The following is a 13,392-nucleotide window of genomic DNA, read 5'->3' on the forward strand; positions in this document are numbered from 1 at the left end:
TCAATCCTTGGAGGTAAGAATGATTTTGTCCAACGGCGCCCCGACGATCACGCCGTCGATGCTGGTAGCAACTACTTTGAACAGGACCGCGTCATGCATCCAGTGCAGCTGCACATGTTCATGCAACGTGCCATTGGCAATTGCTGCAACGATCGAATAATCACCCACCGCCAGTATTGGCAACTTGAAATGAAACGCAGCATCGACCCGTTTACCGGCCCTGACTCTGACAGGCGACTCCTTGTAGGAGTGATAGGTGTTACCACCGATCAACGGCTGGCCCAGCCTATCCTTGATAATGAAACCGATAATAGGCAGGTCGACGTCATGAACGGCCTTGGCCGTCACTTTCACAACAACGTCCGCCCCCCCTTCGCAAACTGTCAACTGACGACCTTTTGCATTGGTAAAGCTGACATTGAGAATTTCTGCGCCACCTGTTCCAAACGTCGATGACTGCGGATTGAAGCCGAAACTTTCGATTTCCTGTGCGCCTTTGAAAATCGTCTCGTCATCTTGCGTGACGATGCGCTGCTCGATGATCTCGCCTTCCGGTTCTTCCTCGAGGACCTCTTCAAACTCTTCGTCTTCTACTGCAACTTCTGCAACGGCGGCCGCACCCTCGGCGCCGGTATGCTGCATGTAAAGCTGGGCAAAGTATTTTTCGCAGACATCTTTCGCAGTGCCGGCATCGCGAACGACCCCACCTTCCAGCCAAATGGCCTGATCGCAGAAAGCGGTAACGGCGGCCAGGTCATGGCTGACGAAAAGAATCGTGCCACGCTCCTGGAACTGGCGCAGGAAACGCATGCACTTCTGTGCGAAGAAAGCGTCCCCTACAGACAACGCTTCATCGATGATCAGAATATCTGCATCGACATGGGCAATGACCGAGAACGCCAGGCGCGCCTGCATGCCGCTGGAATAAGCCTTTACCGGCTGGTCGATAAAGTCGCCAAGCTCGGAAAAATCGACAATTTTCTGAAAGCGCTCTTCGATGCACGACTTCTTCAGCTCGAACAGGCTCGCATACAGATAGATGTTCTCGCGCCCACTGAATTCAGGGTTGAAACCCGAACCCAGCTCAAGGACTGCGGCGACTTTACCGTTGATTTTCACCGAGCCCCTAGTGGGCGTCAGGGTGCCGGTCAACAGCTGCAGAAGGGTACTTTTACCGGCACCATTTCGACCGATAACACCCACCGACTGCCCTTTGAGCACTTCGAAATTGACATCCTTCAGCGCCAGGAAGTCTCTATAGTAGTTGCGCTTCCAGCCCAGAAAGATCTGCTTCAGACGATCATGTGGCGCATCGTAGATGTGGTACGCCTTTTCCAGGCCAACCACCTCGATGACGGGCTGCGGCTTTACTTCTGTAGTCATGTCCATACTCATAAAACGTCCGCAAAGCCGTGTCTGACAGATCTGAAGAAACGCAGGCCGAGCCAGCAAACGACCAGACTGACACAGGTGTAGATCAACAAGCCCAGGAAATCGGGAATCGCGCCGTTAATCATCACCAACCGCGCCTGTTCAACAATGACCGACAGCGGATTGAGCATGATCAAATGGCTGGCCCATTGCGGCAGCTTGTCGAGCGGATACAGAACCGGCGAGAAGAACATCAATGCCTGGGTGATCACGATCGTCAGTTGCGCGATATCTCTCAGGAACACCCCAAGCGCACTCAAGAACCACGTAATGCCCAACAGGCAAAGCACCAGTGGCGCAATGACGATGGGCAGAAATACGATGGTCCACTGAAGGCTGCCGTTGACGAACAGAGCAATGGCCGCCCATGCAACGATACTGAGGCACAACTGAAAAACCGCCGAACCGATAGGAACCCAGACCAGCAATTCGACCGGGAACACCACTTTTTTGACGAAGTTGGGATTCGAAGTGATCAGGTTGGGCGCACGGTTCACGCATTCGGCAAAGAACGTAAAGACGATCAGGCCGGGAAACAGCATCAACGCGAAACCGGTAATGCCCTCAACGCCAGGCCAGCGAGAAGGCAGGAAATATCCAAACACCACCGCGTACATCGCCAACGTCAGCAGCGGCGTGATCAGCGGCCAAAGGACACCCAGCAGGGCGCCCTTGAATCGCATGTCCACATCGCGCTTGATGAGTTGCTTGATGAGATCGAAATGTCGGAAATGAGCAGTAAAGATATTCTGACTCAATTAGAAAGCCCTATTGATGCTTTGGTGTGATTTCCCAAAAACGCAAGAAATGACTCTTTCATGCGTTCCAGCGTGAAATCCTTCATGAAGCATGAATAGCCATTGGCGGCAAAACGAGCATAAGCCTCGCTGTCCCGCACAGCCCTTTCCAACTGACTGATGATGACGGAGGTATCCAGCGACTCACACAGGAAGCCGGCATCATTGGCCTTGATGTACTTCGCCGGAGAAGCGTAACTCGGCGCATGACAAAACACCGGACGGCCTGAAGCGAAATAGGTAACCAGCTTCGATGGAAAACTGTTGCTAGACTCTTCATGGTACTCACCGGAGAACCAGTAAGGCATGTAGAGAAGATCAGAATCGGCAAGCAGCCGAATCGTCTCGTCCTGACTTTGCCACCCCAGATACTCGAAGTTCGAAGGACTCTGGGTGAACACCTTGAACGCCCCGCCCATCACCCGCACACGAATACGCTTGCCTGCAACTGTCCAGTTACAGGCATTCAATGCGTGTTGCAGGCATTCCCATTCCGTTTGCGCGTAAAACTGGCCGGCCATGGCAATGATGAATTCATCGCGATCATGCACTTTCGTGGCAGGCTGCAGGGCCAGTTCACGAGGCAACCCGGCGATTACCGGAGCATTCACGACACGGTATTTGTTCGTGTAATTCTCGGACATCGCCCACGATGCTGTGGCACAGGACGCGCTGCCTTTGATGACCTGGTCAAACTCCTTGAGCAAGCGACGACGAGTAAAACCGTCGATGAGATTCGCCTGCAGCCACCAGCCGAACGGATCCCAGACCTGAGTCAGGAGCGGCACATTGAGTGCCTTGGTCACTTGGCGAGCCAAACGCACCATGGTCTGACCTTGCAGAACGACCCATACCGCATCAACTTGCTGCGCTTTGGCAAATTCGATGATTTGCGGAAGCAATTCGCGTTGAACACGGTTGGCCTGAACCAGCTCGAACGGGAAAGCCGAGAGAATCCCGGCCTTGCGGGGCAATACACGTACCGCAGCTTCCCGCGGTTTGCGTAGAAGAAGCTTGGGGACTTCGTCAAGCTCTGCAGGAATCTCCGGATTCAACGCTGGATTGACCACTGCACAGATGGCAACCTGATCCTTGGGCAAAAAGCCAACCAACCGATCCAGCACCAGACCTGCGGTAAAGTTACGGCACGGGGGAATATCAGTTAAAAGCAGTACTTTCATTTAGCAGCAACCGTTTTATAGATCTCCGCCAGCCGCTGTGCGTACAAGTCGTCGCCATAATGTTTTTCGGCAATCTCTCGTCCTTTGCGACCGCGTTCTTCACGCTCCGCCGGATTGTCGATCAGATGCTGCAGAGCACGATAAAGCCCTTCGCCATCGTGCATCGGCACTGACACCCCAACTTCCGGAGCAAACGTCACTTCCGGCAGCGATGTGCCTTCGAAAACGATCACCGGTTTGCCACAGGCGAACGCTTCAATAGCCATTACACCAAAGGCTTCCACAATCGATGGCATGAGAAAGATGTCGGATGCAACGAACGCATCACGGGCCAGTTCCTCATCATTGGTCCAGCCCAATTCAACGAGCTGGAATCGATCCTTGAATTGCTCCATCAACCCTTTGCTATTGAGCGTCAACAGACAAATCGGCTGCTTGGCGCTAATGCGCTCAAGTGCCTGAATGATGTAAGGCAAACCTTTGAACTGGTTATCGACCGCCCGGAAGCAAATGACCAAAGCATCATCGGGAATGCCGAATCGTTTGCGTGCATCCGGTGAAGCATTCGGATTGAAAAAGTCCAGGTCCAGACCAAAAGGCACCTGATGGATATCAACATCCTCGAAAAGAGGGGAAGCCTCGACCATATCGCGCATCCACTTGGAGGCTACGATGACATCGAACTTCGATTTGTTGTACGCACGCTTCTTGTACTTGAACAGCAAGCGAGTCGTGTCCATCAACAACGGGAAATGAATATCCAGGTCGGGGCACTTGCCGCAACCGGTCATCCAGCGTTTGCACTCGAATGGATAAACGCAATGGCCCGTCATCGCCCACGGGTCATGCAGTGTCCACACCGTAGGCTTGCGCCGAGTGATCTCGGGCAAGTCGCCAAGGCTCATGTAGCCCGAGTGGATAATGTGCAGGTGCAGCACATCAGCCTCCTCAAAGGCAGGCATTTTCATCATTCGCCGGGCATTCGTGTAAAGCACCGATTGCATCGAGGTCAAGCGCTCAACCCGATTGAGGATCCGGTTGATTTTCCTTGTATTTTCCCCCTCGAACGTCAGCACGTCCGGGTTTTGAGTGTCCTTTTCCCAAATAAGATGCCGAGACTCGATATCGTATTTTTTTAGAAGCGGTGTAATGGAAAGACCATTAAATCGACGACCAGGGGACTCGTAGCCATTGACCTGAAGAACCTTCATTTCCGGGAAGAACCTATTTTCAGCGCAAGACGTGCGATGAGGCTCTTGGCAATGATCTGTTCACGACGAACGAGATCAGCCTGAATGCCATTCAAGTTCGCTTCATGATTGGCCAGTTGACCTTCTTTCTCAGCAACCCACGCCTCACGACGACGAACATCGTTTTCCAGATCACGCAGATTGGCGTGATGCGCGTCAAGTTGAGCTTCTTTTTCGATGAAGTACTGCTGACGTTGCTCGACTTGCAGTTCACGCTGCTCCAGATCGGACTCAAGCGCTTCGATACCCAGGTTCTGCAAGAACTCCGGCTTCCACTCGGCAATCGGGAACTCGAAAAGTTCGCGCACCGGCTTCAGCTCCGTAGCGCTGGAAATGCACAGAATCGAATTGGGTGGCGTTTCATCATTGCGCGTAAGCTCGGTGACGCCGTCCAGCCCCTCATAGAAAAACTCTTTATTCGGGTAGGCCTCGAAATGCTCTTCCTTGATCCAGTGAACAAGGTGATGAGGATTGCCATCCGCTTCGTTGAAGGGAACGTTGACCATCAGACGTTTGCGACAATCCACCTTCAGCGCAAAATTCAAACCATCGATTACGTGCTCCAGCGCATGGCGTGAGACAACGTAGTCGAAAGTATGCGCGTCACGAACGAACGACTCGGCATCACCATTCACGTACTCGATGTTTTTCGAACCGTAATTGTCTTTCGCGTACTGAACCGACTCGATGCTTGGATCGATACCTACAATCTTGGCGCCCAGGATTTCGCCAAGCATGAAAGTACCGTGGCCAGTGCCACAGCCAATATCAAGAATCCTGATACCGGACACCAGCATCGATGGATCACGCAGGATGTCGGCTTCGATGACGGCACGAAAAAGTTGATAACTGCTTTTATGGCGGACCACTTCATCCCGGCCGTGAGTCTCACCCGGCACCAGACGTTCACCTTCATTATAAATTGCGTCTAACGTCTGAGTATTCGTGCTCATTTCATATCTCGCTAATTCTTGTGCTTGCACTAAATTCGGATTACTTCGACCAGACAGTCCGATTGATAAAATCTACATAACTCAAAACAATCCGCAGCACCTTCTGCGATACCAAGCCACCTTCGTAGTCTGGAACCACGCGACGCACGGCACCTGCCTGATCCTGGCTGGTCACGATACGCACGGCATCGAGAACCCGCTCCGACTTCAGGCCGCTCATGATCAGCGTGCCCTGATCCATGCCTTCCGGACGCTCATGAGCGTTGCGGATGGTCACTGCGGTCAAACCAAGCAGCGAAGCTTCTTCGGTGATGGTGCCGCTGTCGGACAGGATGCAGAACGCTTCCTTCTGCAGCTTGATGTAGGCAAAGAAACCGAACGGCTTGAGGAACCGGATTCGCGAATCCAAGCCGTCGAGGCCCAAGGCTTCCAAACGCTGACGCGTGCGCGGATGGGTGGAAACGATGACCGGCATATCGTAGGTTTTAACCAGCGCCTGCAAGGTGTCCAGCAAATCCTGCAAGTTGGCCGGCGTGTCGACGTTTTCTTCCCGGTGAGTGCTCACGACGAAGAATTGCTTCGACTTCAAACCCAGCTCGTCGAGGATCGGCGATGCCTCGATCTTTGGCATGAAGTGCTCAAGCACTTCCTCCATGTGGGAGCCGGACTTGATGATGCGATCCGGCGGAATGCCTTCGTCGAGCAGATAGCGACGAGCATGCTCGGTCAACACCAGATTGATGTCGCTCAAATGGTCGAGAACTTTGCGGTTCAGCTCTTCCGGGACACGCTGGTCGAAGCAGCGGTTACCGGCTTCCATATGGAAGACCGGAATTTTTCTGCGCTTGGCAGCGATGACGGCCAGGCAAGAGTTGGTATCGCCGTAGAGCATCAAGGCATCCGGCTTCTCGGCCTCGAGTACTTCATCGGCTTTCTCGATGACGCGCGCAATGGTTTGCGCGGCGTTGCTGCCGACTGCTCCGAGGAAGTGATCCGGCTTACGGATACCCATTTCCTCAAAGAACACTTCGTTCAACTCGTAGTCGAAGTTTTGCCCGGTGTGCACGAGGATATGCTTTGTGTGCGCGTCAAATTCGGCGATCACGCGGGACATCTTGATCAGTTCAGGACGGGTCCCGACAATCGTCATTACCTTAAGCATTCAGTTGCTCCTGAATGTAGGACAGCTTCAAGAGCAACTTCTTCACGCCTTCGACATCCAGGCGTTCGGTATTGTGGGAAGTGTAATCTTCGAAAGCAGAGATCTCGGTCTCGCCTTCCACCACGAATTTTGCGTAGTTCAGGTCACGATTGTCAGCAGGCACGCGGTAGTACTGACCCATGTCTTCAGCTTTCGCCAACTCTTCACGTGCAACCAGCGACTCGAACAGTTTTTCACCGTGACGAGTACCGATGATGCGGATCTCATTGTCTTTCTGGAACAATTCTTTTAGTGCCTGGGCAAGCACTTCGATGGTGGATGCAGGCGCTTTCTGAACGAATATATCGCCCTGACGGCCATGCTCGAATGCGTGCAGCACCAGATCGACGGAATCTTCCAGGGACATCAGGAAACGCGTCATCGTCGGGTCGGTAATGGTGATCGACTTGCCTTCACGCAGTTGGTCGATGAACAGTGGGATAACGGAGCCACGGGAAGCCATGACGTTGCCGTAACGGGTAGCGCAGAAAACGGTCTCACCTTCCGACTGCATGCGCGCCTTGGCGACCATGAGTTTTTCCATCATAGCCTTGGAAATGCCCATGGCGTTGATCGGGTAGACCGCCTTGTCAGTGCTGAGCACGATAACGCGATCGACCTTGTTCTCGATCGCTGCCTGCATGACATTATCGGCACCTAGTACGTTGGTGCGCACAGCTTCCATCGGGTAGAACTCGCACGATGGAACTTGTTTCAATGCTGCGGCGTGGAAAACGTAGTCAACGCCTTTCATCGCGTCGCGAATGCTTGCGTAGTCGCGAACGTCGCCAATGTAGAACTTGAGCTTCGGATTGTTCAGCGCAATCCGCATATCCTCTTGCTTCTTCTCGTCACGACTGAAAATACGAATTTCTTTTACATCGGTTTTCAAAAAACGATTAAGAACAGCATTACCGAATGAGCCAGTACCACCGGTAATCATCAGTATTTTATTATCAAACATTATCTAAACCTTGCGCTTAATTGAAGTCATGCATGTTTTTGATCAATACAGGCCATTCCGGGGCGACATAGCCTGTCGCCTCCGTGAAACGGTCTGCATTCAACGAACGATCAATTGTCAGCCTATCGGAAGGGACAATCTCCGTGTCTTTCCCATAAGTGCTCGCTACAAGCTTTAGCAAGTCGTACTTATTAATCGGTTTGGCGGCCACATGGTACAAGCCGTGCAAGTGCGGTCGTGGCAGGACGAACTCGTTGATCACTCGTGCCAGCTCCATGGTCGGCAGACCGGAAAACACTGCACCGGTAAAACCGTCTACTTTGCCTTGTTGCGCAAGGAACCAGCCGACAAGGCTGCGTGCACCGGACAATTCGCGACCGATGATCGATGTGCGCAAAGTAATCGCGTGTGGGTAATCCACTTCACCCAACAACTTGGAGCGACCATAGAGGTCATAGGCATCCGGGAAATCGGATTCGAGATAACCACCCTTCTTCCCGGAAAAGACGCAGTCGGTACTGATGTGCACCAGTCGGGCACCACCGGCCTTACACAATGCTGCCAGACGATGCGGAAGCAGCGTATTGATCGGCACCGCCATCAACGGATCATTGGCATCGGACAGTTGCTTGACCAAACCTACGCAGTTGATCACGACATCGGGACGGACCGTACCGAAAGCCTTGATAAGAGAGTCCTGACTTTCGACGTCTACGCCCAGTACGATGTTCTCGGCCAACGCCGGTGAAAAAAACTTGCGGGCACCTTCACTTCGAGCTGTACCGAAAACCCTCAACTCGGGGTTAGCGGACAAGACTCGGTAGGCAGCATTACCCAGCATTCCGGAAACACCCAACACCAAAACTTTCATTACTTCACTCCTCACTTCCCAGGCCAGAAACGGTATTCGTAACCTGGTTCCGACTCATCAGTTGGATGTCTTGATGCGCTGCTTCCAAAGGAGGGCGTATCGCGATTATCAACTCAATACGAAGCAGACGCCCGCAGGAAGAGTCTGGTAAGCAAAATCAGCCAGGAAACACCTCAAAAAAACCAGAAAGCTGGCCAATCCCGCACAACAGAGCCCTGCCAGAAACCTGCAATTCATCCGTGCAGCTCAAGAGATGCGCATCAACCCGCATGGACGGCCTCGATGAAAGCCAGCCCGCTACTAGCCTTGTGCCACCATCCTATAAAAACTTACGAAGCTTACCATACAATCTTGCCCTATTGAGAGCAGACCGACCGCCTGCCTCCTCAGACTCAGGTGGCCGACATCTGTTCAATCGTTATCCACACGATTCCTGGAGAAGGAAACGGGCCTGCTCATCTCCTGTCAAATTTCCGCCTTGCCTGCATTGTATTTAATCGCAAGCACAACAAGCGGCAAATACGCAAGCAATAATCCCGCAAGACCATCAAGCCCGCCTTTGCCCACCCACAGCGCCAGCGGCGTCAACCAAAACACATTAATCAAAATGACCGCCAGCGTTACCTTCTTGTGACTCAAGTACTGGCGGGACGCGTATTGGTAGGCATGACTGCGGTGAGCCTCGTAGACTCTTTCTCCCCGAATTAATCGATGCATCATGGTGTAAGTAGCATCGACGATAAAAACGCCCAATAGTATTAGCCAGCTCCACAGCAATTGAGGCTGTATCCACCCAGCCTGTAGCGCCATGCTCCCCAATATGATTCCGAGAAATCCGCTACCTGCGTCCCCCATGAAAATTTTTGCCGGCGGGAAGTTCCAAACCAGAAAACCAGCACATGCACTGGCGAGCAATAGAGGCACCCACATCTCCTGCATGAAGCCACACCACCAATACAGGATCGCCCCCGCCACAGCGACACAAATGGCCACTGCACCCGCAATACCGTCAATTCCATCCATAAAGTTATAAAGATTTAACACCCAGACCAGGTATACGGCAGCCAGAATCAACCCAAACCACCCAAGGTCGAGAGTGAATCCAACGAATGTCACCGGCGCGATGCCTCCGAAGCAGACAAGCACCCAGATTGCCGCTACAAAGTGCCCAAGCAGTCGCCACCTTGCAGCAATGTGGCCATGATCATCGGCAAAACCTATCAAGGCGACGACTAGCCCCGCCCCAAGCAAACCCGCAAATTGCCCTGGAGGCAGCACTCCAAACACTGCACAAACCGATAATGCGACCAAAAAAGACACGACAATTGCCACGCCACCACCTCGCGGAGTGGGAACGGAGTGAGAACTACGGGCATTGGGCACATCCAGCAGCTGATTACGAAGAGCATAGGATCGCAGAATGAACGTTAATAATAACGACACCAGGAAAACCCCGATTAGCAGCAACAAGATCATCTCTTCTTCGTTCCCTGATAATGTCTAGCCACCGCATCAAGTGCTTGCTGTACTTTGACCGGCGGCGTCCACCCAAGCTGCTCACGAGTGTCACTGATGTCAACCTGGAGCGATCCACACAGACGGGTAGCAAGTGCACGCTTACCCATTAATATAAAACACATCGAAAGTATTCGCTGGGGAACCGGAAGGATAGTCGACCGCACCCCCAAAGACTGAGCAACACACCGCAGCAACTGTGTCGTAGACAAGTCCTCACCATCACTGACAAGAAATGTATTTCCGGGCGCTGCTGAATGCTGAATACAAAGAACTATGAGATCCAGCAAGTTATCCAGCGCAACAAGACTACGTTTATTGGAGATGGATCCGAACGGTAGCGGAACACCGGAATAAACCCAACCAAGCATTCTTTCAAAGTTGGCCTTGACTCCAGGCCCATACACCAAAGGAGGTCGAATAATTACAACCTCCAACCCTGTACACAAAGCTAACGCGCGCAACGCCTGCTCCGCCTCGGACTTCGAGACACCATACGCATCAACAGGAGCCGGTAAATCAGACGACGTAAACGGTTTACCTGGCGATGTATGCTCACCATTGACTTTTATTGAGCTGATAAAAATAAAGCGTCTCACGCCCGCCTGCACCGCACTTCGCGCCAGCCTTAGGGTACCCTCGACATTTGCCCTGCGAAACGCTTCAAGGTCATCGGATCCCGAGCCCTCCATGACATGAACCCGGGCTGCCGCGTGTACAATCGTATCAATACCTTGCAATGCTTCGACAGAAATCCCGCTTTCCAAGTCGTAAGAAATGTGCCCAACAGGTAAAACGCCACGCGAAAGGCCCCTAATAGCACTTACGGGAATAAATCTATCGTCCGCCAAAAGTTTCGCCACAAGAGCACTTCCGACAAACCCGCTAGCTCCGGTAACAAGAACCCGTGATTCGCTCATCCAATTTTTTCCATCATAGCTCCCCTTATATTCCACCACTTTAAAACGCCGCAAAAAACATATAAAACATGGAGAAAATTAGAAGAACTGAAGAACCGATAAAAATCAAAGCCATTACTATGGGCAGCATACTCTTTGACTTACTACCAACTTAATCGCTATAAAGCCCCACACACTTCGAACAACATCTTCATACGGCGCCCGAACAAAGCCCTCAAAATAAAAAACTTAAAGCGTTCAACCACTTCCACCACAGAAAAAATTCACCACAACTAAAACTCAAAAGAGAACCCTCTCCCTACTCCCCACAAATAGAATCATTAAGAAAGCGATTTAGCACCTCGAACAGAGATAAAAAATTGCGAGGACAGATAAAATTGCAGCTTCTGAAAACCGACTCTTAACCATTCCAAAACAGACAGAATGTGCAAGAGATACGTGAATCCTACAACACCGACTACTGAAGCTCCCGCAAGTAAGCATGCATCAGAGCCACTGCCGGCACCTTCACATCACACTACCTAAAATTTGGACAATAAAGCCAAATCCAAGGAGCTTACTGAAATTAAAACAAATCAAAGTTTGGAGTAGTCATCACTGAGCGAGCGCTGCATATGACATGTCTAACGACGATCCTACTGCGAATACAAACAAGTTGCGATTGCCGGTAATGCAGCTGAACTGCCTATATAAAGATCAAGTCAATCGCTTGCCTGCAGCCCTGGACGAACGCGACAAAAACCAGCCAGCAACAGGACCAATCAGCATGCCAATCAACAGTGCGCTCACCAAAATCACCGACACAGGAAGCTGCGGGCCTGCCCAGCCGAAGAAAAGCAATGAAACCGATTGCTGATTCTCGAGAACGAACGTCACGACAGCCAAAACCAGTAACAGACCAAATACGGCAAACACTACGCGCTTAAAGTTACGCATAAACAGCTCCTTGAGCAGCGTCGAGCATCACCTTCCCTCCTCCTCTTCCTCGTTCACACGATCGCGTAACTCCTTACCCGGCTTAAAATGTGGAACAAATTTACCGTCGAGACTAACCGACTGACCGGTTTTCGGATTACGCCCAACCCTCGGCGCACGATAGTGCAAGGAGAAGCTTCCAAAACCACGGATTTCGATACGATCCCCCGTAGCCAGGCACTGTGACATTTGCTCAAGCATCGTCTTGATGGCCAGCTCGACATCCTTTGATGAGAGCAGACCTTGATGGGTGACAATTCGTTCGATCAACTCCGACTTCGTCATATTTTTCCCTTCTTTTTCAAGCAGCTAGGAAAGCGCTTCAAAGGTTTTAGCACGCCCCGACGAATTTGAACAGCCCGAGTTTTACCCCTCACCTGCGCACCGCGCAAGGCCCGGCACCGGAGCCATAAAACATGTCGCGGCAACTAAAGTTCTTACCTGCAAATAACCAGCATGGTACGCGTCAGATAGCCCGCCGGATTAAACCCAAAAGGAAAAAAATCCTCTTCCTTGACGTCATCAGACCTCACGACAACCTTGTAGCCCGCCCCCTTGCACTCCCTCGCTGCCCGTTTGTGACATTTATCCCATCCAGATCCCAATCCCGAGCAATCAACCTCAATACCACTGACTCCACGCACCGCATGGGTCTTGGCATTAGTGGTACATCCCACCAGTGTCAGCAACGCTATTGCGACAATGAGCTTGTTCATTGACATCCTTATGCCAGGCATCAAGCCCAGGCATCACCCGCTTGCGCATAAGACTAGCTGCAAATAAACGGTTGATCCTGCAAAAGAAACAGACAGTCCGTGACAATGATTTGCTTCAACCCAATGCGAAGCCCTCATCACACCTCGGCATCAAATTTCAGGCAAAAAAAAGGGCGACCGAAGTCGCCCTTTTTTACAGAAAGTCAGAACTTAGTTCTGCTTTTCCGCTTGTGCAGCACGCAGCAGGTCACCCAGAGTGGTGGCCACTGGAGCATCCGAAGCTACTGGCTTGTCGCGCAGGCTCTGGATAGCTTCTTTCTCGTCTTCAACGTCTTTCGACTTGATCGAGAGCTGAATTACACGGCTCTTACGGTCAACGCTGATGATCTTGGCTTCTACTTCTTCGCCTTCTTTCAGAACGTTGCGCGCGTCTTCAACGCGGTCACGGCTGATTTCGGAGGCTTTCAGAGTCGCTTCGATATCGTCGGCCAGAGTGATGATGGCGCCTTTAGCGTCAACTTCCTTCACGATGCCTTTAACGATGGCGCCTTTGTCGTTCTCTTGAACGTACTCGGAGAACGGATCGCTTTCCAGTTGCTTGATGCCCAGGGAGTTGCG

At 51.9% G+C, this 13,392-nt stretch carries 14 protein-coding genes; all 14 read right to left on the reverse strand.

Features of this window, described 5'->3' with window-relative positions; genetic code table 11:
* Positions 1-1,383 carry an ABC transporter ATP-binding protein gene (locus tag ACQKP2_RS16715; protein WP_427577956.1) on the reverse strand — a complete coding sequence of 461 codons (1,383 nt, stop codon included), beginning with the start codon at positions 1,381-1,383 and terminating at the stop codon, positions 1-3.
* 8 nt (positions 1,384-1,391) lie between these two features.
* Positions 1,392-2,189, reverse strand: coding sequence for an ABC transporter permease (locus ACQKP2_RS16720; protein ID WP_427577958.1), 798 nt, complete (start codon positions 2,187-2,189; stop codon positions 1,392-1,394).
* Entirely contained in the window at positions 2,186-3,409 is a 1,224-nt protein-coding gene (locus ACQKP2_RS16725; RefSeq protein ID WP_427577960.1) for a glycosyltransferase, read from the reverse strand. Before ACQKP2_RS16725 ends, ACQKP2_RS16720 begins: the two co-directional genes overlap by 4 nt.
* Positions 3,406-4,620 carry a glycosyltransferase family 4 protein gene (locus ACQKP2_RS16730; protein WP_427577962.1) on the reverse strand — a complete coding sequence of 405 codons (1,215 nt, stop codon included), beginning with the start codon at positions 4,618-4,620 and terminating at the stop codon, positions 3,406-3,408. The genes ACQKP2_RS16725 and ACQKP2_RS16730 overlap by 4 nt, the downstream gene beginning before the upstream one ends.
* A complete protein-coding gene (locus tag ACQKP2_RS16735; protein WP_427577963.1) occupies positions 4,617-5,612 on the reverse strand; it encodes a methyltransferase domain-containing protein in 996 nt (331 codons plus the stop codon). Before ACQKP2_RS16735 ends, ACQKP2_RS16730 begins: the two co-directional genes overlap by 4 nt.
* A gap of 40 nt (positions 5,613-5,652) precedes the next feature.
* On the reverse strand, positions 5,653-6,774 hold the full coding sequence (gene wecB, locus ACQKP2_RS16740; protein ID WP_427577964.1) for a non-hydrolyzing UDP-N-acetylglucosamine 2-epimerase: 1,122 nt from the start codon (positions 6,772-6,774) through the stop codon (positions 5,653-5,655).
* Entirely contained in the window at positions 6,767-7,777 is a 1,011-nt protein-coding gene (locus ACQKP2_RS16745; RefSeq protein ID WP_427577965.1) for a polysaccharide biosynthesis protein, read from the reverse strand. The genes wecB and ACQKP2_RS16745 overlap by 8 nt, the downstream gene beginning before the upstream one ends.
* Positions 7,778-7,793: 16 nt before the next feature.
* Positions 7,794-8,648: a dTDP-4-dehydrorhamnose reductase family protein gene (locus ACQKP2_RS16750; RefSeq protein ID WP_427577967.1), complete on the reverse strand. Its 855-nt coding sequence runs from the start codon at positions 8,646-8,648 to the stop codon at positions 7,794-7,796.
* 465 nt (positions 8,649-9,113) lie between these two features.
* Positions 9,114-10,124, reverse strand: a complete 1,011-nt coding sequence (locus tag ACQKP2_RS16755) for an MraY family glycosyltransferase (RefSeq protein WP_427577969.1) — start codon at positions 10,122-10,124, stop codon at positions 9,114-9,116.
* Entirely contained in the window at positions 10,121-11,083 is a 963-nt protein-coding gene (locus ACQKP2_RS16760) for a UDP-glucose 4-epimerase family protein (RefSeq protein WP_427577970.1), read from the reverse strand. The genes ACQKP2_RS16755 and ACQKP2_RS16760 overlap by 4 nt, the downstream gene beginning before the upstream one ends.
* A gap of 696 nt (positions 11,084-11,779) precedes the next feature.
* Complete coding sequence (locus ACQKP2_RS16765) at positions 11,780-12,019, reverse strand: lipopolysaccharide assembly protein LapA domain-containing protein (protein WP_427577972.1); 240 nt, start codon at positions 12,017-12,019, stop codon at positions 11,780-11,782.
* Between the two features lie 27 nt (positions 12,020-12,046).
* A complete protein-coding gene (gene ihfB / locus ACQKP2_RS16770) occupies positions 12,047-12,343 on the reverse strand; it encodes an integration host factor subunit beta (protein ID WP_427577973.1) in 297 nt (98 codons plus the stop codon).
* A gap of 152 nt (positions 12,344-12,495) precedes the next feature.
* Positions 12,496-12,774 (reverse strand): hypothetical protein, encoded by a 279-nt coding sequence (locus ACQKP2_RS16775; protein ID WP_427577975.1) that lies wholly within the window; start codon positions 12,772-12,774, stop codon positions 12,496-12,498.
* 210 nt (positions 12,775-12,984) lie between these two features.
* On the reverse strand, positions 12,985-13,392 hold a 408-nt coding region (locus ACQKP2_RS16780), incomplete at its 5' end, for a S1 RNA-binding domain-containing protein (RefSeq protein WP_427577976.1).

The organism is Pseudomonas sp. NPDC089569 (assembly GCF_050280625.1).
Taxonomy (GTDB): Bacteria; Pseudomonadota; Gammaproteobacteria; order Pseudomonadales; family Pseudomonadaceae; genus Aquipseudomonas.

Coding starts and splice junctions, on each gene's coding strand:
- ACQKP2_RS16715 (WP_427577956.1), bottom strand. CDS start 1,383: ATGACTACAGAAGTAAAGCCGCAGCCCGTCATCGAGGTGGTTGGCCTG.
- ACQKP2_RS16725 (WP_427577960.1), bottom strand. CDS start 3,409: ATGAAAGTACTGCTTTTAACTGATATTCCCCCGTGCCGTAACTTTACC.
- ACQKP2_RS16730 (WP_427577962.1), bottom strand. CDS start 4,620: ATGAAGGTTCTTCAGGTCAATGGCTACGAGTCCCCTGGTCGTCGATTT.
- ACQKP2_RS16735 (WP_427577963.1), bottom strand. CDS start 5,612: ATGAGCACGAATACTCAGACGTTAGACGCAATTTATAATGAAGGTGAA.
- wecB (WP_427577964.1), bottom strand. CDS start 6,774: ATGCTTAAGGTAATGACGATTGTCGGGACCCGTCCTGAACTGATCAAG.
- ACQKP2_RS16745 (WP_427577965.1), bottom strand. CDS start 7,777: ATGTTTGATAATAAAATACTGATGATTACCGGTGGTACTGGCTCATTC.
- ACQKP2_RS16750 (WP_427577967.1), bottom strand. CDS start 8,648: ATGAAAGTTTTGGTGTTGGGTGTTTCCGGAATGCTGGGTAATGCTGCC.
- ACQKP2_RS16755 (WP_427577969.1), bottom strand. CDS start 10,124: ATGATCTTGTTGCTGCTAATCGGGGTTTTCCTGGTGTCGTTATTATTA.
- ACQKP2_RS16760 (WP_427577970.1), bottom strand. CDS start 11,083: ATGAGCGAATCACGGGTTCTTGTTACCGGAGCTAGCGGGTTTGTCGGA.
- ACQKP2_RS16765 (WP_427577972.1), bottom strand. CDS start 12,019: ATGCGTAACTTTAAGCGCGTAGTGTTTGCCGTATTTGGTCTGTTACTG.
- ihfB (WP_427577973.1), bottom strand. CDS start 12,343: ATGACGAAGTCGGAGTTGATCGAACGAATTGTCACCCATCAAGGTCTG.
- ACQKP2_RS16775 (WP_427577975.1), bottom strand. CDS start 12,774: ATGAACAAGCTCATTGTCGCAATAGCGTTGCTGACACTGGTGGGATGT.